The following is an 18,955-nucleotide window of genomic DNA, read 5'->3' as shown; positions in this document are numbered from 1 at the left end:
ATCATGATGACACCAGGAAATCTCAGCGGCCAAGGCGATCGACGCGTTGCTCTCGTGACTGGAGGAGCACGAGGGATCGGACTTGAGATCGTACGTCGGTTGTTAGCCGACGGGTATCAGGTCGCCTTTGTGGCGACGAGAGCAGAGCATGTGGAGCGGGCGCTTGAGAGTCTTAGCTGCCCGGAAGATCGGCTCTATGCCGAGGCGATCGACGTGACGCGACAAAACGAGGTGGAACGATTTATTGATCGCGTCCAAGCGCGCTGGGGCGACATTGCGACTTTGGTGAATAACGCGGGCATTTCCCCCAAGCGCGCGGACCAGGATGCTCCCTGGCTTTCGCAGATGTCCCTCGAGGAATGGGCGCGGGTCATCGATGTCAATCTCAAAGGCCCCTTTATTCTCATACGGCTCTTGGCGCCGGAAATGATCGCGAAGGGCTATGGGCGCATTATCAATATCGGATCACTCGCTGGCCGTGCTATGCCGTTGATCGCAGGGCCGCACTATGCCACGTCGAAGGCTGGGCTGGTTGGACTAACCCGTGCTGCGGCGCGGGATCTGGCCCCAAATGGGATTACCGTCAATTGTATCGCTCCAGGACGGATCCTCAGTGATCTGACTGGGCCACCTGAGGCCGTGGTCAACCGCTCTGCCCTCAGCCGCATTCCGGTCGGCCGTTTTGGAACGGCCGAAGAGGTGGCGCACGTCGTAGCCTTTCTGGCCTCGCCACTAGCCGGCTTTATCACCGGCGCAACCATCGATATCACGGGCGGCGAGTTCGCCGCATAAGGCGATGGATATCGCGCTTGACGCGAAAGCCTTCCGTTGCCGTCAAATGCGGCGGCCAATAAGAGGAACCCTCGATGGGAGTGTTATCACATCTGCGAGTGATCGAGATCGGTAGTTCGGCCGCAACCTGCTATTGCGCGCGCTTGTTTGCCGATTTCGGCGCCGACGTTCAGAAAGTGGAGGCGCCAGCGGGCGATCCACTTCGCCGCAGCGCCCCACTCACGCCAGGTGGTCAGAGCGCGTGGTTCGCATTCTTGAACTTCAACAAGTCGAGCATCATCATAGATAAGGCTGGCCCGGACGCGATCACACGCCTGACGGAGTTGATCGAGGGTTGCGACATTCTAGTCGATGGCCGCGATGTTCATCCTGCGGACTGCCCGTCGATAGATGTCGCGGCGATCCGGCGGCGACGTCCCGGGTTGATCTATCTCGAAGCAAGCTGGTTTGCTTGCGACAGTCCATACGCGGAATTCGCCGCAACCGACTCGACCGTGCGCGCGCTCGCCGGTCTCATCAAGCTGGTTGGCCCGGTCGAGGGTCCGCCGTTGCATGCACCGGACTTTCAGGTCGGAATTATTGCCGGTCTGTGGGGCTTTGTCGCCGCGGCTTCTTCGGCGTTTGCGAGAATGCAGGGTGGAGCAGGGCGGTCGTGGGCGCTCAGCATATTCGAATCGAGTCTCGCGCTCAGCGAGTATCAGCTATTCGAGGCACTTGCGCGGAGCGATATGATGCACCGCATTGGCGTTAACCGCTTCTGGCCAAACTTTCCAACCGGCATTTACGAGACCAAAAAAGGTTGGCTCGGTATTACGACAATCACTCCGGCACAATGGCGCGCGTTCTGTGATATGCTCGGCTTATCCGAATTGCGGGACGATTCAGCTTTGGTGCTCGGCCAAGACCGCCTGCAACACCGGGAGAAAATTGAGCGACAGTTCATGCCAAGGCTGAAGACGCGGACAGCGCAGGAGTGGTTTGCGGAGGGATTGAAGCGCAAGATTCCAATCGTGCCAGTACCAGAAATTTCCGATCTGCTGCAGGGCGCGGAGAAGAGAGAGCGCGGCGCGATCGTGCCCGTGCTGCTCGGCGAAGAAGAGGGCCTGACGACCGGCTCGATGCAGCGACTGACATTGACGCCGCCGCGCCGGGGTGGAAGGGTTCCAGCTCCCGGTGAGCAGCAGACTTTCGCGATTGCCCGAAGACATTTGAGCGACGCTGCGTCGGCGTCATCGGGCCCGATCGATGCTGATGGGCTACCATTGCATGGGATTCGTGTCATCGACTTCACGATGGGGTGGGCGGGTCCGTTGTGTACGCGCACACTGGCTGATCTCGGTGCGGATGTCATCAAGATCGAAGCGGTCCAGTATCCCGACTGGTGGCGCGGCGTTGACCGCCGGCCAGCCTACGTCGACGACCAGACGTACGAAAAGACGCTGCGCTTCTGCATGATAAACCGCAATAAGCGCGGTATCACACTCGACCTGACGCGTCGGCGAGGCCGCACTCTCGCCAAACGGCTTATATCGAGAGCCGACATTGTTGTCGACAATTATTCGGTCGATGTGCTGCCCAAGCTCGGGCTCGGCTATGACGTGCTCAGAACGCTCAATCCTCAGCTCGTGGTGATGTCGATGTCAGCCTTCGGCACGAACAGCATCCATCGCAGTTGCCGGGCCTACGGCTCGACTCTCGAGCAGGGCTCGGGGTTGCCGAGCGTGATCGGAAAGCCGGACGGGCCACCCCTCATGAGCCACATCGCGTTCGGAGATGCAGTCGGCGGGTTGAATGGCTGCGCTGCAGTTCTCGTTGCATTGATGCATGCCCGCAACACCGGGCAGGGACAATTCATTGATCTCTCGCAGATCGAATGCATGATGCCCTTTGCGGCGCCCTGGATCACTATCCATTCGATCGGCGGTACGCCGCCGGTAAGATACGGCAACCGACATCCGGACTTCGTGCCGCATGGTTGCTTCCGGTGTGCTGGAGAGGACGATTGGATCGTGGTAGCCGCGACCGAGGAGGACATGTGGCAGAGGCTTGCCACCCTCGTTGGCCGGCCAGACTGGGCCACGGACACATCGCTGAAATCTGCGGAAGCCCGCCGCGGGATCGAGGATCTGATTGAGAGAGCTATCGAAGCCTGGACGCTCAGCCGGGATGCGGATCGGGCGATGTCCGAGTTGCAGGCCGCAAGAGTCGCCGCCGGCGTGGCCCGCCTGCCAATTGACCTGCTCAACGATCCGCATCTTCGGTCGCGTGCATTTCTGCAGGAGATCGAACGTGCTTTCATTGGCTTACATCCGCAACCATCGATGCCGATTCGCGAAGGAGTAGCGCCGTACGCGATCCGCATAGCGGCGCCGACGCTTGGACAAGACAACAGGGAGATTTTATCAAAGCTTCTCGGCCTCTCCGATGCCGAGATCGCACAATTGGCGCGGGAGGGTATCATCGGTACGGCGATGCTGTCTGAAGAGAAGCTCGCAAAAGACAAAATACGCGCCTCAGATTGACAATTCGTCGCTATAGACCGGATTGATGAACCCTCAGGGTTGGGTACATCGACCAATCCCTGCTCAGAGATTCACGAAGGCTGCACCGCTTGCTGGAACAAGGTGGGGTACGCAAGCGAAGATGGCCGCCTGCGCGGCTACGCCTGCTCATTGCGAGGAGCAACCCCGAACGAACACCGGCGGCGCTTCCCTCCCGCCATCGCCCCCACAATATCGTCAAGCCAACATGCACCTGGTGACAGCGACAGCGCGGCGCAATCCGTAAATTACTATGAACTCGGATCGTGCTACAGACGATTGCCGCCAGGGCTACCAGTGCGCCACGCAAATCAGGTCGCGCTATCGGAACGGCGCAGGACTCGAGTTCGATTTGCTCACTCGTTGCGGCGGAACTTCAAGTGCACGCGTAGAGGCCGTTCTCCCGTGTTGGTTCGGACTGGCGCTTCCGTTGCCGGAATTTGGTCGAGACCAGAATTCGGGGAGTTCTCCTGTTCGCCGCCGCGCCTTCTTTGGAAAACGCTAGACGATATTGCGCCACTCTCAAAGACAATGCGCGCGCGGCGGGATAACGATCAAGTGCTGGGCATGTCGGGCATTGTCCAGATCGCTAAAGCATCTGAAAAGCTTCGACGCCTGCAAATCCTATACGCATATCGACGTGCAAATGGGACTGGCTGCGTGTTTGTTACGGCTCGTCGCCGACCACCGGTCAACGAATCCCGGCTCTTGGTGCCCGCGGCTTTACCGAGGACGAAAAAGGCCGGCGGCACCCAGCGAGCGGCCTCGTAGAATGCGTTTAGTATCTCCTTACGGGATCAGATCCTGGGTGAACCCACGCGGCGACCAGCGACCGACGAATATCCGGTCTGCGGGATGCTCGTTGGGCACCGATTGAGACTGGCCCTTGGATGGTCACTCTCGTCTGCTAGGCTTCTTCGTACTCAGCGGCGCCCGCCCGAAGCGCGAACGGAAATGATCAGGCAGGGGTGACCGGATAGATCCGATCCACCGCGCTGATATCCTGGATTGCCAAGCCTCTCCGCCGGGACATTCATATGCAGAAGTGTCATCTCGCCATTGACGTAGGGTTAGTGAGTTTCAAGCCGCTGTAGGTGGCAACTCGTCCTGGATGGCGTCACGCTGGCGCACGTCAGCACTACGATAGTCAACCGCGGCTGATGGCGATCTTGCATGTTAGCAAAGCTCTTCTAAAGTATTCCCAGATTGCACATTCGGTTGCAGCGCTCGCGCTTCACAGCGTCGTCCTCGCGATAGTCCATCGCAACCGCGATGCTCGCACTTCTGCTGACGGTAAGGCCCAAACAAGCGGCCTTCAGGTGTCGACGATCTGCAGTTTTGCGGGAATATCGAGTTCGATTTCATGCGACACCTCGATGATGGCTTCTGCATGATGGCCATTCTCGAACAGAGCGTATTTCAACGCTTGGGCGCGATTCACGAACAGGCCGCCAAAGATTCCGTTCTGTTCGCGGGCAACCCATTTGCCACGGCGATTCCTGCCAACAAAGACGGTCGACGCTGCAGGGCTACACGATGGTTCGACGAGCTTCATGTTCATAATGTCTTCCATGACTTTCATTGGGCAAGCTCCTCGGCGGATACCTGCCCAATCCATGGCCGTTTAAAGGTCGTCGGTCTGCGGGATGCATGGTTACTGATTCCTGGAGTTCTGCCCCATCGAATACAAATTCGAGAGCGAGCCCATGCCAATTTCTATCAGCAGTGAAAGGTAGACATCGCCCCTTGCGTCTGATTGATCCTGGTGTTTTTATCTGCGCCGTTCACGGGAGTTGCGGTCTTGCTGCAAAGAACGTGCATGACAACGTGAACCGACTTTCCGGAATCACGAGACCATTGTTCAACAAGTGCCCTCGGGGCGGAGGATATTCGTCCGAGCGGACTACCTGGAACGGCGCGCTTTGCGTGATCCGCTCTCCTAAACACAACCCGCATCGGCGCATTGGGGCAAGCTTCATAGGCAACTCCTGGAGCGATACCAACCGCTTTTGAGGCGACCCTTGCTTGCTCATCTCAGCAATCGGCATGCCACTCGCGGTATCTAACGCTCTCCTCGCTCAACGAGAAGACTAAGTGGATGTCAACGTCCCTGTGGAATGGCTGCGCCGCTTTCGTCCGCATTCCGACATCAGACGTCTTCAATGAGACATGAATGGCGGGACGAAGATCCCAGACATAGAGACCGGCATAGATCGTTTGCTAGTGCCGAACAGAGCTGGCCAAAGTTTGGCGCATGGATTGGGGCGAGCGGATGTTGGAGCAACCCGAGCGCGATGTATTGTCATTGAGCAACACCAACAGGCCAACCAGATCTCCTGAGAAGTAGCTCGAACCCCGACTTCCCCAACGCCAGATCAACCCGAGCAGGCTCGTGAAAGAGGGAGCGGTCATTGAGCGAATTAGGCTAATTTGAATTGGCGCCTTCGCCAACCTGCTGACCGGGCCAATCGCCGCGCGCGCCTGATCCGCAGAGTGGGGCCGCCAAGGCGTATACTGGGCGACACCGCCTACCACGTGAAACAATTGCGAGGGAATGGGCGCGGTGCAAAGCCGGTTAACCCAATCCGTAGCAAGGGAAAGCCGCTTCAGATTCATACAGTTGCGCTTTTGGTATCGAAACCGCAGTGCCTTCAGCAGAGATTTCTGGCGCTTCGTCACCCGCTACGATAGACTGGCACGAGATCATCGCGCTTGTCTGTTTCGTCGTGGATTTAACGAAGTTTAGACCATACGGTGGCCGTTATCTGATGATCGGAAACTCAGAGTGCGGCCTGTCCGATTGAGAGACCCGCTTTGCCCTGACACCTTACTCTCACATCGTGAAAATTCGTCCCGGGTTCAGGATGCTGTTCGGATCGAGCGCGCGCTTTAGCGTACGCATCGTTTCGATTTCCTCTGGTGTCCGACTCATCTTCAGATACGGCCGCTTTAGAATGCCGATGCCGTGTTCGGCTGAGATCGATCCGCCGAACTCACTCGTAATCTGATAAACAAGACTCTCGAAATCGTCCCGCCTGTCAGGCGTGTGCTCGTGATGCAGATCGATATGCAGGTTACCATCCCCGGCGTGACCAAAGACGATTGTGAATGCGCCGGCATCGATCGTCTTGATGCGCGCGCCAATCGCCTTCTCATATTCATCCATCTGGTCGATAGCGAGGCTGACGTCGAAACTGATATGTGCGGCGTAAGGGAACGTGCGGGCAAGGGCGGAGACGGAATCGCGGATACGCCACATGGCTGCCGCGGATGCATTCGAGTTTGACAACGCTGCATCGAGAATCATGTTCTCGCCCATAGCCGTCTCGAGCAGCTTCTCGAGATCGACCTGGATACGGTCGACGTGACCGGAGGCCTCGATTAGGACATAGAAGGGATGATGCGTAGGCAGTGGCACGGCAAGGCCTTTGACGCGCTCGACGGTGAAGCGGTAGTACTCGTTCCACATCGCCTCGAACGCGGTCAGTTCTCCGCCTAGTTGTTTTTGCGCCATGCCCAGGAATGAGATGAGTTGTGCAAACGAGGGCAGGGCGCAAAGCGCCACTTGCCGCCCCTCAGGTGCGGGAAAGATACGCAAAGCGGCTCGCGTCACCACGCCGAGAATTCCCTCGCTGCCGATGAAGAGCTGCTTCAGGTCGATGCCTGTGTTGTTCTTGACGTATTTGCGCAAGCCCTGCAGCACTGTGCCGTCGGCTGTCACGACTTCGAGGCCGAGGATCAGATCGCGCGTCATGCCGTAGCGAATCACGCGATTGCCGCCGGCATTAGTCGAGATGTTGCCGCCGATAGTGCAGCTACCGCGTGCGCCAAGATCGAGCGGGAATACGTAGCCATCCTGCTCGACCCGCTCCTGGATCTTTTGCAGAGGCGCGCCGGCCTGCGCAGTGGCCGCGCCCGCCGAGACGTCCACCTCCTCAACCGCGTTCATGCGCTCCATCGACAGCACGATTTCGTTGGCATTCGGCAGGGCGCCACGCACCAACCCTGTCATGCCGCCCTGCGTCGTCACCGGCACTTTTTCCCGATTGCAGAGCCGAAGCAGCGCCGAGACCTGTTCTGTCGTCCTTGGACGGACGACTGCACGCGGCTTGGCGACCGATTTACCCGCCATATCGTGGTAATAGCGTGAGTCGATGTCGGGGCCAGTCAGAACCGAGCCATTGTCGAGTGCTTCGCGCAGTTCGCCGATGAAGCCATTAGACATTTTCCCCTCAGCTCCGAGTTATGAGCCAACAACTGACATTCGCTGAATGAAGGACAAAATGGTGCGATTGCGCAGTGTATTCATTAGGATCAATCGCGCATGCGTCATTGGCAACTCCCGGAAGAACCCACCGATTTGGCGGTGAGCTGCGTCACCTTCTCATTTCAGCAATCAACGTGCCACTCGCGGATCTGTGCTTGCCTGGCGAAGGATACACGACGTACTGACACCGTCCCTGTGAACGCGCTCAACAGCCTCGCGAAATACGAGGCAATGGAATGTGTGTCACGTGACTATCTTACCGCCTACACCAGCTGGCAGGAATACGAGGAAGACCAGAAGCAGTTGCTCGAAAAATGGCAGATGAAGAAAACCTATGCCAGGAAATCAGTGGTTTCCGGCTGCACTCTGCTCATCGTATTGGCGCCTCGTGGTTGTTGGACGAGTGATGCGCGACTTTTATGGGGTCGGAAATGAGATGCTCCGTCGCTAGTAGTGCTGTGGCTGGCGGCCGATGTGAGCCGTCCGGTTTGTCGGGAGCTCGTAGACCGGCGTGGCGACCGCGGGGCGCGCGTGTGCGTCTGTCTGAAACCAAACGCTCCTGATGTCTTGAACCCACAAAGCTGTTTGGAACGTAACAACGCGCCGCAAAGATCGGCGACGTTTCGCTGCGACGTACTGGCATGGATCCTGCTCCGCCCTCGCTGGGAGAAAGCCAGGAGGACGCCATGCAAGTCGATAATCCGCTTCCCATTGTCTTCGGCCACGCGAGAATATGTGTATCGTTTTACTGCAATCTTCATTGCGAGCACTGTTATGTTCCCGAAGAGTATCGAGATCAATACAAGCGGCTTTTGGAGCCATCACAACTATCTATCGAGGAGATGACAGATTTCATCGATCTTCTCGCCGGCAAATATTCCCTGAGAAAAGTCTCATTGACGGGTGGCGAGCCGCTTCTGAAATTGGTGTTTCCGCGCACGGCAGCCCTGATGGCCCATGCGAACAAGCGAGGCCTTCAGGTGCAACTGAACACAGGAGGGCTCGGCCAGGTGCCAATTTATGACGTCGCCTCGTTCTTTGACGATCGCGAGAAGCTGACGTTCCAGTTCAGTTTCGACGGTGCGAAGCGGAACACGGTGGACCGTTTCCGGGGCAAGGCGGGTGTTTACGACTCCGCACTCCGGCAGATGGCTGAGGCGGCCAATTGCGGGGCCTTGGTACAGGCCAGGATGACTGCCAACCGGCACAACATCGGTGAGGCGCTCGACGCCTACCGGCTCCTGTCGTCAATCGGCGTCTACTCCTTCAGGGTCAAGCCGATGTTCGCCTCGGGCGTTGCCCTCGGCAATGAGGATGCGCTCTTGGGCTCGGCTGACGAAATTCGAGAGCTGCAGGAAGCCCTGATGGGGATTGCGGCGCAGCCCAGCTCAGCGCGCCTCGAACTGCCGCCGCCGATTTTCATCGATACGTCGCAGCCGCGGCCAAACGTCAGATATACCGAATGCGACTGTGGTGCCACCGCGGTCTACCTCTCGACAAACGGCGATTTGTATCCCTGTTCCTTCGTCGTCGGGGATCCCGATAGCCGCGAGTTCCTCCTCGGCAATGTTCGATCGCCGGAATTCGATCTGGAGAAGATTTGGCGTCGCTCGCCGGCGCTCAAGAAATTTCGGGCCAACAGCGGCTGCGGCCAATGCCCGAGCCAGGTCGCGCTCCTGAAGAATGTCGAGAACCGTGCGCTTGCCTGCGCCTGACCGGGCGAACGATGAACGAAAGCGGTCTCAATATCGGCGGTTCTCGGTGCGCGAGAAGGCAGTATCCCACCCTGTCAGCATCCGTCAGGTCGCCCCCCGTGTCTGCCCTCATCGGGTCCGAAGTTCTGATTGAGGCAAAAGCGAGAGAGTATCAGAAGGCATGCGAGGAGATATCATTCTCGTCGGGCTCGGTGCTTATGCCCGGGCGAAATATATTCCTCTGATCGAGGATGCCGTCGCCAGCGGTCGAGCATCGGCCTTCCATATCGTCGAGCTCGACAGTGTGCGAGACGATATGAATGCCTTTTTCCGGACCCGCGCATGCAAGCCGGCGAGCGTCTCATGGGTACCCGATCTCAGGCGATGGGCGATCTGGTATTCCGGCCATGGAGAGGACGCGCTGATGGCTCTGGCACGGCCAGGCACAAAAGTCATCGTCGCGACCGAACCCAAGGCCCATTTGGGCTACCTGCGCGCGGCTCTTGAACTTGGCCTTGATTGCCTGGTCGACAAGCCCGTCGTTCTGCCCATGGGGTCGAATGGACGCCCTGCCGCGGACCATCTGGTTGGTGCGGTAGCCGAGCTCAAGCAGATCTGCGATCGGACTGGCGGCCGTTGCGTGGTCATGACGCCGCGCCGCTACAACGCAGTCTACGAATTGATTGGACGCTATGCGCGGCGCGCCTCCCGAAACCTTGGCACGCCGGTCACGTATATTGGTATCGAGCATCACGCGGGAGTATGGAACACGGAGGAGGAGATCCTCTCCCGGGAGGACCATCCTTACCGCTACGGCTACGGAATGCTTTGCCATTCCGGTTATCACTACATCGACATTCTCGCCGGTCTCCTGGCTCACAATGAGGACCACTTCGGCAGTCTCGCGCTCGAGCTGGATGTCCACCGGGCGACTGCCGCTGACCACGTCGGGCAGATTGGCCCGGATCCGGTCCGCAGGCTTAGCGGCGACGCGCCAGACGCTGCACTGTTTCCCGCACCACCGTTCTGGGGTGAGACGGATATTGTCTCGTCCGGAGCCGCAAGGCGTCCCGGAAGCCGCGAAACCGTCTGCCTGTTTCGGCTCGATCTTCTGCAGACCAGCGTGTCGCTTCGCAACTGGCGGCAACTGCCAACCGATGTTTACAACAAAAACGGACGGTATGGGTCCGAGACCATTCGCTTGAATATAGGTCCCTTCGCCGCGATCGAGGCCAGGATCTTCAAGCGCACACATTTGAGCACGGAAGCTCATCCGGAACTGAGAAGGGAGGCGCACATCACGCTTTGGCGGAATGCCGGTTTCCTCGGCGGCGCAGCCTTGCGCGAACGGCTTTATCCCGCGCGGGACACGCTTGTCCGAAACGCTGATCTTGGCGCTGGCCGCAAAAGGCTGTTTGACGATTGGCTGGCGGGACGGACCGACAAAAGTTCCCTCGAGTCGCATACCCGGACGATAAAGCTCTTTGCTCACTATTTGGCGGCGCTCACAACAGACGGAGCGAACAGAGATCAAGCGACCCCATTGCGCGCCGTCAACAAAGTTCCGGCATGAATGTCGTCGCTTCGACTTCAGCGCGCCGTCGGCATTCTGGGCGTGCCTTGTTCGCCGGAAACGGCCCGAGATTGGCCATCGTTGGTCGTGACCGGGAAGGTGAGGCTCTTGGCCGCGCATACGGCATGCCAGATGTATGTTCTGACCCACTGCGAGACGATTGATGAATTGTGGCCGTCACGACGTCCTATTTGACGGGAGTCATCCTCTGCCCAGCAACTACCGGGCATACAGGCAATCGGTTCATAGGCGCTTAGTATAAAGATCCTTCGACAGAATCCTGGGTGCCCCTTTCTCGAGATCGGCGTAGGGCCGACCTTGAGGCAGGAGCGGTTCAGGACCATCAGCGACCTTGGTATCCACTATGTGGGCTTGGACTTCGAACGTGTCTACGCCCAACGCCGGGCCGATCTGGCGGCGGCCGGCATCGCCGATCGAAACATCACCTTTCTTGGAAATCCGTCAGGAACATACCTGTTCAACCTGATCAGGTTGGCGAGAAATCGAGAGACTTTCGACATCGTCTATCTCGATGGTAGCCATTCGATCTATGTCGATCTAGCAGCTGCCATCGCAGCAATACGGCTATTGAGGCCTGGTGCTCTGTTCCTTTTCGATGATGTGAGGTTTTCCTTCGGAAGGAGGCATTTGATCCGGACCACAGCTCAGTATGCGGATGCCAACGAGACCAGGCAGCTGAGTGAGGATGAGGCCAGCGAAGCTCACGTCACGATCATCATCCGGGACTATCTGATCCCTTTGTTCAGCTTTGAGGTGGAGCGGTCGTGGTCGGATCCTGATTGGATCGCACTCCGCGCGCGCGAGTCCGCTCCGTGGATGTGGATTTGACGGTTCTCCCACAATCGGGCTCCGCGATCGACATCTGCACTCCTGGCACGAAGGAGGCCGAGAGGGTTCGCCATCTTGTCACGCATGAAGTTGCCGCCATGGTCGTTCGAGGCCTCGAACTTGCAAACATTCCCGACTGCCGTGTCGTCGTTCTTTTGAAAATCGATGATCGGTCTACGATCAAGGAGCCGGCCGGCAAATCAGCTGCCAGCTCGACACGACGTGCTTCGCACTCCAGGCGGCGGCCGAGGTCTGAGGTCGCGCCGCGCTGCAGGCAAATAGTGCCCCGATGTGCTCGGTCATGGCCTTTCGTTTCTGGTTCACTGTTCAATTTTTGCAAGGCTGCCCCTGCGTGCGGTGCTCAATTGAACGAGGCCCCTGCTGCTTCGTGTCGACGGCGTTGATGTCCCGAGCCTTGGTCAGGATGGCATTGCTGGTGAGTTCGCTGCTGTTATGGCTGACGACTATCTTCGACCTGCCACACTCAATCGCCGGCCGCTCCAATTCCTGCGGCCATCCGGTTGCCTTAAAGCGAGGAGCAGGTGCGATTGCCTTTTCGATCGCCCGCGCAATCACAAAACCATGGCGAAGATAGAATTCTCTGGAATCCTGCGCAATGGCGCAAAGATTGCTAGATTTCTGCGTGATCTGATCCTGTGTTGCGAGCTCGAAGCAAAAGGAACTGCTATCCGGATTAGAAAATGACTTAGGCGATTGCTAAGGGAGTTCGGTGTCACCACAGAAGTCATGCTGCACGTATAAATCTCGTGTAGGCCTTATGATTAGAGCCGATCGCAAGCATATGACGGCGGCCGGCCACAGCGCGCCAATCGAGACAAAAGTCGGTGGTGGCATTGGCGGAAGGATGACAATTATACGCACGGAGTTGCGAACGATCCTGAAGTTAGCTTGCAAGGTATTTGCATCGCGCGAAATGATCATAAGGCCTCAAAGAGCGGGGCCTTTGAATGGCCTCACTGCAAGAGAACCGAACCGTCTTGACTTATCTGCATCCCACATCTTTCCGCAACGAGACTTAAATTGCCGGCCAAATGACTAAGAAGAGCATCTGCAGCGAGCCCGTATATGCAGTGGCGCGCGAGCGATCCGTGTGCGGATACGGCCCTATCGGTGAGGTCATGGCGGCAGACCTTCATCGCGGGGACGCGCAGCCGGGTATCACCGGAAGCGTGCTTGAGCAGGCGCTGGAAGATTTCCACTCTCGCGCTGGCATCGAGGATCTGGACATGTATGTGAGCTACGGCCTCGCGAGCGTTATTCCGGCGAAGCTTTGCGGCGAGGGCGCTTCATGAGGATCGACTGCGAGGTGCATGCTTTCCGCCTTAAGAGCCGGCAGGCTGCGCCCATCATCGACGGCTCCATGGAAACGCTGGAAGGCGCCGCGCGCGAGTCCAAGATCGCTGGGCTGGTCCTGGTCCAGCCTGCCTTCCTGAACGACGATCCGGCCGATCTCTTCGCCCAGGCGAGCCAGGTTCGGATGCCGGTAAGGCTCATTCCGCTCCTTGTTCAACCGCTGGCGCCTGAGGTGCTGGAGGAGTGGGCTCGATCAGGCGCTGTCGGTTTGACGCTAACCCTCACCGATCAAGGTCCACTGGCAGAATCCCTTGAAGCCGCGCTCCGGCTGGGCTTGCATTTGGAGGTGTCGGGTGGCTTCGAAGGACGTGAGCACCTGGTAGAGCGGCTTCTGGCCGACGGCCATCGACTGGTTTTCCGCGGCTTCGGACTTGCGGATAGTGCCCGCGATCCCGCCTGGGATCCACGCCTCGCACGGCTCCTGGCGCTCGCCAAGGGAGCCGAGGTGTGGGTGAAGCTGTCGGGGATCGGACGCGTCGCAGATGGCTGGGCTCGGGCAGCCGCAGCCAGCATGCTGCAGGAGCTCGGGCCGAAACAGCTGCTCTGGGGCTCGGAGTGGCCGCATGTCGCAGCCGCTCACGCCTATGCGCCATCCTATGCCCAGACGCTTGAGTGGCTTGAGGAACTCGTCCCAGACGAGGACGCTCGAGCGCGGATCCTTGGCGAGACACCTGCGGCCCTTTACCGATTTCGCTGAGTTAAGACCTGCGCACCTGCCGAAAGGACCAAATAAGCATCGTCCACCGGAGCGCGGGGTTCGCCGCCAAAAGAGGTTTCGCTCAGGAATTGGCAGATCGAAGCGGTCCATCAAAGCTTTCCGAGAAGCCACACCGAGTGCGCGTAAAACCAGTCGAGCGGAAGAGGAAGCTGGCACCGCACAGGTTTGGCTATGGATCCAGACGTGCAAACGACGGATGGAGGTTATCTCTTGAGGGGCTGATGATATGTCTGATCGATTTCCAATCTTCGACGTTATCTTAGAACAGCGCAGACGAAGGTGGGTGTGGTCGGTCCGCACGACCGGAGGCACGCTGGTCATGACAGGTTCAAGAAGCAGCCGATCCGCTGCTCGCTATGAAGCCGACCGGGCGCTCTTTTTGATGTTGCTGAGCGCGCCCTACCATTCGCGGCTCTCAGAGCGAATGATCCAGGCTAATCAACAAGCTCGCGCGCGGCGCTCGCTTCCGCCCAAACTTTAGAGTCACTTGACGTTCGGAAATCGCGCCCTGGTAAGCCGTTTCCGTCGGGTCCTGGACTTAGCGAGCTGACCAGATCTCGGCGGTGATCGAGCTCCCTGAACCGCTCGATAAGGCTACCGCTGTGGGCTCCGAGGAATAGCGACCTTAATACCGAGACGTGGAATGCAATTTTCGAGGCGGCGCAATTGCTGACGCGATGTCAAGCGGCTTCCAGGAGGGCGGCCATTTTGCAAAAGCGGACTGCTAAACTACGGCGACAACATCCTGGCCGGCCGAAAAGTCGATCTGATGGTGCCATCATGCTCAATATAAATGGAAATGTAGCATGGACAGCTGCTGGCACCGTGTTTTTCAAGATAGCTCCGTCGCGGGCGGACGGTATATTTGATGGTCTCGCTCGTAGATGCTTCATCGCTGAGATCGGAGCTGTTGAGTCGACGATTTCCGTCGAAACAATTCTGTCGCGATCGGACGCGTGGTCCTTACCAACCGCGAGCATATCACCACCCTCCAGCCGCTCGACAAGGGTCGGGCCCGTTCTTGCGCCATCTGCCAGACCGGCCGACAGATCGTGCTGCGCCAGCTCAACGTCCGGCCGACACTGACCATCCGGCCAGGTTTCCTGGCCCGCGTCATCGCCACGCGTGACTTGGTGCTCGCGCCTTATGCACGGGGAGTACCGCCATGATCAAGCTTAAGCTTGGGCCGCTTCTCGATGACAAACTGGAGAAGCTCACCCTCGAGCTGCCGGCGGCGGTCTTCAGGGATCTCCAGAGCTACGCCGAGCTCCTTACACGTGGCAGAGGTGCGACGAAGCCGATCGAGCCCGCTAGGTTGATTGTGGCGATTCAGACCCTGGGGTCGAAGCGGTATCGCGGCCTATCCCGATTGTCTGGTCTTCCGGAAAGTGTTGTACGGATGACCATCGGCCGATAACACTCCGGTTGACTCTTTACTGTTTGCTCATATTGATGTTGCCCAGGTCGCCGATAATACGCGCTCGGATCTGCCGTGACGCGACGTCGATGATAGCGACAGCAACGAGCATGACTACAATGATGAAGCAAGCCTGGTCCCATTCATTGGTCATGATTCGCTGCGAAAGTTGCAGGCCGATGCCACCCGCCCCGACGATGCCGAGAACGGATGCGGACCTGAAGTTGGATTCGAAGAAGTAGAGTGCGTTGCTGAGGACGATCGGCGTGATCTGCGGCAGGACCGCCAGCCTAATCGTCTCGATCGTGTTAGCTCCGGCAGAACGCACACCATCGACAGGTCTCCTGTCGATGTTTTCAACTGCTTCAGCAAAAAGCTTTGACAAAAAGGCAACATCGGAAAAGATGATTGCCAGCACGCCGGCGAACGGCCCCATTCCGACTGCGCTCACGAAGATCAACGCCCAGATCAGAATGTCGATGCCGCGCAACATGTCAAGCACGCGGCGCAGGGCGAAGTGGAACGTCAAGCTCGGAATGATGTTGCGCGCTGCCAGGAAGCCGAGCGGGAGCGCAACCAGCACTGCGATAGTGGTGCCGACAAGCGCAATCGCCAGCGTTTCGACCAGCGCCTTGAGGTAGGTGCCGAGATAGCCACCAGAGGTCGGCGGTAGCATAAGTTTGACGAGAAGCCCGAGCCGCGACAGACCAGACCAGAGTCGGGCCGGCGAGGCGTCGATCCACAATAAGCCGAAGGCGAAGACGCAGGCAAGGACGAAGACGAGTGCGCGGCGCGCCCAGCGCTCCCCGAGCGGTGCGGCGAAAATCCTGGGGTAGGCTTTTCGCCATAACGCAATCTCGTCGGCGGGTGACGGCGAAGCAATCAGAAGGTCCATTCCGCTAGTCCCTCCGTAAGCCGTTGCTACCGATCAGGTGATGTCGGATCGCCTCGCAGGTCAGGTCCGCGGTCATTACGAGGGCGATAATCAAGAGCGCGATTGCGCTAATGTCATGATAGTCGAACTGACGGATCGACAGGTAAAGCTGTTCGCCGATGCCACCGGCGCCCACGATCCCGAAGACTGCGGCGCTGCGGATGTTATATTCGAAGCGCAGCAGCGCATAGCTGACGTAATTTGGAAGCACCTGGGGCAGCACAGCCAAACGTATCAGCATCGGCCAGGTGGCGCCGGCTGCCGTGAGGCTTTCGATCGGTCCCCGGTCGACGCTTTCGTTGACCTCCGAGAAGAGCTTACCAAGCGCGCCAGTCGTATGAACGGAGAGGGCCAGCACGCCGGCCAACGGTCCAATCCCGAAGGCGAAGACGAAGATCATTGCATACACGAGATCGGGTACCGTGCGCGCCAGTTCCAGAAGTCGTCGCACGACGAAATAGATAACAGGGTTGGTCATGAGATTCCGCGAGGCCGGAAAGCAAAGGAGCAGCGCCGCGCAACTGCCAACGGTCGTGCCCATGAAGCTCATTAGCGCCGTCTCTGTGAGAAGCAGCAACCAACTGGCAAGATTCCAGTACCAGGCATGCAGGTCGGAGGCGATGCTGAAAGGATGAAGCGTCGGAAATGTCGAGGCGACGTAGCGCCAAGCGTCGGGCAGCCCGCGAGCAAGTTCGGCCGGGCTCACCTGGCTCAGGCGCGCCGATCCAATCAGTAACGTCGCGAACATGCCGCCATAAAGGAGGGTCAGCAGCTGTAGTCGGCGCCTTTCGGTCCGACAGGAGCGGGCAAACTCCGTGAACCTGTCGGGGGGATCCGTCTCGGGGTGGCCGATCATGCTAGCTCGCCCCTGCGGATCAGTTGTCCGCACAGTGCTGCGCTCATTGGCCGCGGCGGGCGCGGTGATTGGCTTCGGTGATCGCTATGATGTCATCGTAGCGGTCCGGCGTCACCGGGACAATCTGCTTTTGGTTGTAGCCGAGACCCTCGTAGGCCTTTGGATCGTCCTGTGCGGCTGAGAACAGCGCCCGGCCGAAAGCCTGTTTCAGGTCATCCGGCAAGTCGGCGCGCATGGCGTAAGGGCCGTTGGGAATCTCACTTGACCGCCAGATGACGCGCGTCTTGTCCTTCGAGATCATGCCCTTCTTTTCCATCTGGACGACGTTGCTGGAATTGTCGCTCATCCAATAGTCAGCAGCCGCATCGAAAGTGCCGTTGATTAAGCCGATGACGCCGAGTTCATGGCTGCCCGAGAATGGCGTCTTGGAGAAGAAGGTCGCCGGATTGATGCCCTGCTTGTTCATGAAGTAGTTCGGGACAGCGTAGCCCGACGTAGAGTTCGGGTCCACCCAAGCGAGCACCTTGCCCTTGAGATCCTCGAGCGAGTGATAAGGACTGTCCTTCCGCACGACGATGACCGAATAGTAGCCGGTAGAGCCGTCCTGGGACTGGTCAATGCCGACGGGGACGATCATGCTGCCCATGACCTTGTGGCCGAGGGCGTAATTGGCCGCGCCAATGAAGGCGAACTGGATCTTCCCCGAACGCAGCGCCTCGATCACGGCGGCATAATCGGTGCCCCAGAGAATGCGAACCGGCACGCCGAGCTTATTGCTAAGGTAGGCGGCGAAGGGCTCGTATCGCACAACGGCGTCGCGCTGGTTCTCCGAACTCGAAATGCCGAAATTGAGTTCTTTGTATCGATCGCGCCAATCGGCAAGGGCAGGCGAGGTGACGGCGACGAGGCTACTTGCGGCGGCAAGGGCGAGAAGGGTGCGACGAGCAATAGGATCGGTCATTTTACCGGCGTTCTCCGAGGAAACTAAAAGAGCCGCCGCCTAACGCGAGGCGCCTTTGAAGTCGACCTTCTTCGTCAGACGGGTAGGGAAAGAGACGGACAGATGAGCGATCGCACAACCCGCCCGGTGACGACCTTTTTTGTTCGAGGGTGTCTTAGCCCGGTCGGGCATAGATCAGCTGCAAACGGTCGGCAGTAAGGTCCGACGGCAGCCCATCGAAGACGACCTCCCCCCGCGCAAGTCCAATGATCCGTGAGCAATAGGTCCGGGCCGCATCGAGCGTGTGCAGGTTGCAGAGAACGGTGATGCCTTCGTCCTGGTTTATGGTTTGCAGCACCTCCATCACGATCTCGGCGTTGCCAGGGTCGAGGGACGCGATCGGCTCGTCGGCCAGAATGAAGTCCGGCGACTGAACGAGCGCACGGGCGATCGCCACGCGCTGCTGCTGGCCGCCCGAAAGGGTGTCGGCGCGTTGCAAGGCATGCGATAGAAGCCCGAGCCGGTCCAGCGCCTTCGCGGCCGCAAGTCGTCGCTCTGCTGAGAACTGTTTGAACAGCACCGGCACCGTCGCACAGTCGGCGACCGTGCCGATCAACACATTGGTAAGGACGTCGAGCTGGCCCGTGAGGTTGAAGTGCTGAAAGATCATGGCGCAGCGTGATCGCCACTGACGCAGCGCCCGCCCTTTGAGCGCGCTGACTTCGGTGTCGCCAAAGAGGATGCGCCCGGCGGTCGGCTCAACGAGACGGTTGATGAGCCGCAGCAGCGTCGATTTGCCCGCACCGGAACTGCCGATTACGCCCACGAACTGGCCGGGCGGAATGGTGAGAGTGATTCCGTTAACGGCAAGCCTAGAGCCAAAGTGGCGGCTAATCTTGGCGAGGAGAAGTGGTTGCCTGTCCATGTCGGAACCGTGCCAGCCCCCTGTTACGATCAGGATTCATTCGAATGAATTTTTGATGACATTCGAATGATTCCCC

14 protein-coding genes and 2 pseudogenes are annotated in these 18,955 nt (G+C 58.8%); 10 read left to right on the top strand and 6 right to left on the bottom strand.

The window, feature by feature from the left end; genetic code table 11:
* Positions 1-3: 3 nt before the first annotated feature.
* Positions 4-792 carry an SDR family NAD(P)-dependent oxidoreductase gene (locus tag A3M7_RS0126750; RefSeq protein WP_049823702.1) on the top strand — a complete coding sequence of 263 codons (789 nt, stop codon included), beginning with the start codon at positions 4-6 and terminating at the stop codon, positions 790-792.
* Positions 793-866: 74 nt separating this feature from the next.
* Positions 867-3,314: a CoA transferase gene (locus A3M7_RS0126745; protein ID WP_027546682.1), complete on the top strand. Its 2,448-nt coding sequence runs from the start codon at positions 867-869 to the stop codon at positions 3,312-3,314.
* Between the two features lie 1,333 nt (positions 3,315-4,647).
* On the opposite strand, the gene A3M7_RS0126740 is transcribed toward A3M7_RS0126745, so the two are convergent.
* Positions 4,648-4,887, bottom strand: coding sequence for a hypothetical protein (locus tag A3M7_RS0126740; protein ID WP_049823713.1), 240 nt, complete (start codon positions 4,885-4,887; stop codon positions 4,648-4,650).
* A 1,278-nt stretch (positions 4,888-6,165) separates the two neighbouring features.
* Complete coding sequence (locus A3M7_RS0126730; protein WP_049823701.1) at positions 6,166-7,557, bottom strand: FAD-binding oxidoreductase; 1,392 nt, start codon at positions 7,555-7,557, stop codon at positions 6,166-6,168.
* Between the two features lie 99 nt (positions 7,558-7,656).
* On the opposite strand from A3M7_RS0126730, the gene A3M7_RS48880 reads away from it, so the two are divergent.
* The 8 genes and pseudogenes from A3M7_RS48880 to A3M7_RS45910 all read left to right on the top strand — a co-directional run bounded on the left by A3M7_RS48880 (position 7,657) and on the right by A3M7_RS45910 (position 15,224).
* Positions 7,657-8,034 (top strand): hypothetical protein, encoded by a 378-nt coding sequence (locus A3M7_RS48880; RefSeq protein WP_156936984.1) that lies wholly within the window; start codon positions 7,657-7,659, stop codon positions 8,032-8,034.
* Positions 8,035-8,285: 251 nt separating this feature from the next.
* Positions 8,286-9,314 (top strand): radical SAM protein, encoded by a 1,029-nt coding sequence (locus A3M7_RS0126725; RefSeq protein ID WP_198033818.1) that lies wholly within the window; start codon positions 8,286-8,288, stop codon positions 9,312-9,314.
* Between the two features lie 160 nt (positions 9,315-9,474).
* Positions 9,475-10,866: a hypothetical protein gene (locus A3M7_RS0126720; protein WP_027546678.1), complete on the top strand. Its 1,392-nt coding sequence runs from the start codon at positions 9,475-9,477 to the stop codon at positions 10,864-10,866.
* 372 nt (positions 10,867-11,238) lie between these two features.
* The gene (locus tag A3M7_RS0126715) at positions 11,239-11,715 is read left to right on the top strand and encodes a class I SAM-dependent methyltransferase (protein ID WP_198033817.1); all 477 of its coding nucleotides are present in this window, start codon (positions 11,239-11,241) and stop codon (positions 11,713-11,715) included.
* A gap of 1,139 nt (positions 11,716-12,854) precedes the next feature.
* A complete protein-coding gene (locus tag A3M7_RS0126705) occupies positions 12,855-13,028 on the top strand; it encodes a hypothetical protein (protein ID WP_156936983.1) in 174 nt (57 codons plus the stop codon).
* Positions 13,025-13,786, top strand: a complete 762-nt coding sequence (locus A3M7_RS0126700; protein WP_027546674.1) for an amidohydrolase — start codon at positions 13,025-13,027, stop codon at positions 13,784-13,786. Before A3M7_RS0126705 ends, A3M7_RS0126700 begins: the two co-directional genes overlap by 4 nt.
* Positions 13,787-14,835: 1,049 nt before the next feature.
* Positions 14,836-14,976, top strand: a pseudogene (locus tag A3M7_RS50670) (conjugal transfer protein TraI); the annotation flags it as partial.
* Positions 14,973-15,224 (top strand): DUF2274 domain-containing protein, encoded by a 252-nt coding sequence (locus tag A3M7_RS45910; RefSeq protein WP_027546672.1) that lies wholly within the window; start codon positions 14,973-14,975, stop codon positions 15,222-15,224. The pseudogene A3M7_RS50670 and the gene A3M7_RS45910, both read left to right, overlap by 4 nt.
* Positions 15,225-15,240: 16 nt before the next feature.
* On the opposite strand, the gene phnE (A3M7_RS0126685) is transcribed toward A3M7_RS45910, so the two are convergent.
* The 4 genes and pseudogenes from phnE (A3M7_RS0126685) to phnC all read right to left on the bottom strand — a co-directional run.
* Positions 15,241-16,119: a phosphonate ABC transporter, permease protein PhnE gene (phnE, locus tag A3M7_RS0126685; RefSeq protein WP_049823700.1), complete on the bottom strand. Its 879-nt coding sequence runs from the start codon at positions 16,117-16,119 to the stop codon at positions 15,241-15,243.
* A 4-nt stretch (positions 16,120-16,123) separates the two neighbouring features.
* Positions 16,124-17,014, bottom strand: coding sequence for a phosphonate ABC transporter, permease protein PhnE (gene phnE, locus A3M7_RS44965; protein ID WP_049823699.1), 891 nt, complete (start codon positions 17,012-17,014; stop codon positions 16,124-16,126).
* A 43-nt stretch (positions 17,015-17,057) separates the two neighbouring features.
* Positions 17,058-17,975 (bottom strand): phosphonate ABC transporter substrate-binding protein, encoded by a 918-nt coding sequence (gene phnD / locus A3M7_RS0126675; protein WP_027546670.1) that lies wholly within the window; start codon positions 17,973-17,975, stop codon positions 17,058-17,060.
* A 169-nt stretch (positions 17,976-18,144) separates the two neighbouring features.
* A pseudogene (gene phnC / locus A3M7_RS44960) lies at positions 18,145-18,879 on the bottom strand (phosphonate ABC transporter ATP-binding protein); the annotation flags it as partial.
* Positions 18,880-18,955: the final 76 nt, after the last annotated feature.

Source organism: Bradyrhizobium sp. WSM2254 (assembly GCF_000472645.1).
Lineage (GTDB): Bacteria > Pseudomonadota > Alphaproteobacteria > Rhizobiales > Xanthobacteraceae > Bradyrhizobium > Bradyrhizobium niftali.
This window is presented reverse-complemented; position numbering and strand designations above follow the sequence as displayed.

Coding starts and splice junctions, on each gene's coding strand:
- A3M7_RS0126750 (WP_049823702.1), top strand. CDS start 4: ATGATGACACCAGGAAATCTCAGCGGCCAAGGCGATCGACGCGTTGCT.
- A3M7_RS0126745 (WP_027546682.1), top strand. CDS start 867: ATGGGAGTGTTATCACATCTGCGAGTGATCGAGATCGGTAGTTCGGCC.
- A3M7_RS0126740 (WP_049823713.1), bottom strand. CDS start 4,887: ATGAAGCTCGTCGAACCATCGTGTAGCCCTGCAGCGTCGACCGTCTTT.
- A3M7_RS0126730 (WP_049823701.1), bottom strand. CDS start 7,557: ATGTCTAATGGCTTCATCGGCGAACTGCGCGAAGCACTCGACAATGGC.
- A3M7_RS48880 (WP_156936984.1), top strand. CDS start 7,657: ATGCGTCATTGGCAACTCCCGGAAGAACCCACCGATTTGGCGGTGAGC.
- A3M7_RS0126725 (WP_198033818.1), top strand. CDS start 8,286: ATGCAAGTCGATAATCCGCTTCCCATTGTCTTCGGCCACGCGAGAATA.
- A3M7_RS0126720 (WP_027546678.1), top strand. CDS start 9,475: ATGCGAGGAGATATCATTCTCGTCGGGCTCGGTGCTTATGCCCGGGCG.
- A3M7_RS0126705 (WP_156936983.1), top strand. CDS start 12,855: ATGGCGGCAGACCTTCATCGCGGGGACGCGCAGCCGGGTATCACCGGA.
- A3M7_RS0126700 (WP_027546674.1), top strand. CDS start 13,025: ATGAGGATCGACTGCGAGGTGCATGCTTTCCGCCTTAAGAGCCGGCAG.
- A3M7_RS45910 (WP_027546672.1), top strand. CDS start 14,973: ATGATCAAGCTTAAGCTTGGGCCGCTTCTCGATGACAAACTGGAGAAG.
- phnE (WP_049823700.1), bottom strand. CDS start 16,119: ATGGACCTTCTGATTGCTTCGCCGTCACCCGCCGACGAGATTGCGTTA.
- phnE (WP_049823699.1), bottom strand. CDS start 17,014: ATGATCGGCCACCCCGAGACGGATCCCCCCGACAGGTTCACGGAGTTT.
- phnD (WP_027546670.1), bottom strand. CDS start 17,975: ATGACCGATCCTATTGCTCGTCGCACCCTTCTCGCCCTTGCCGCCGCA.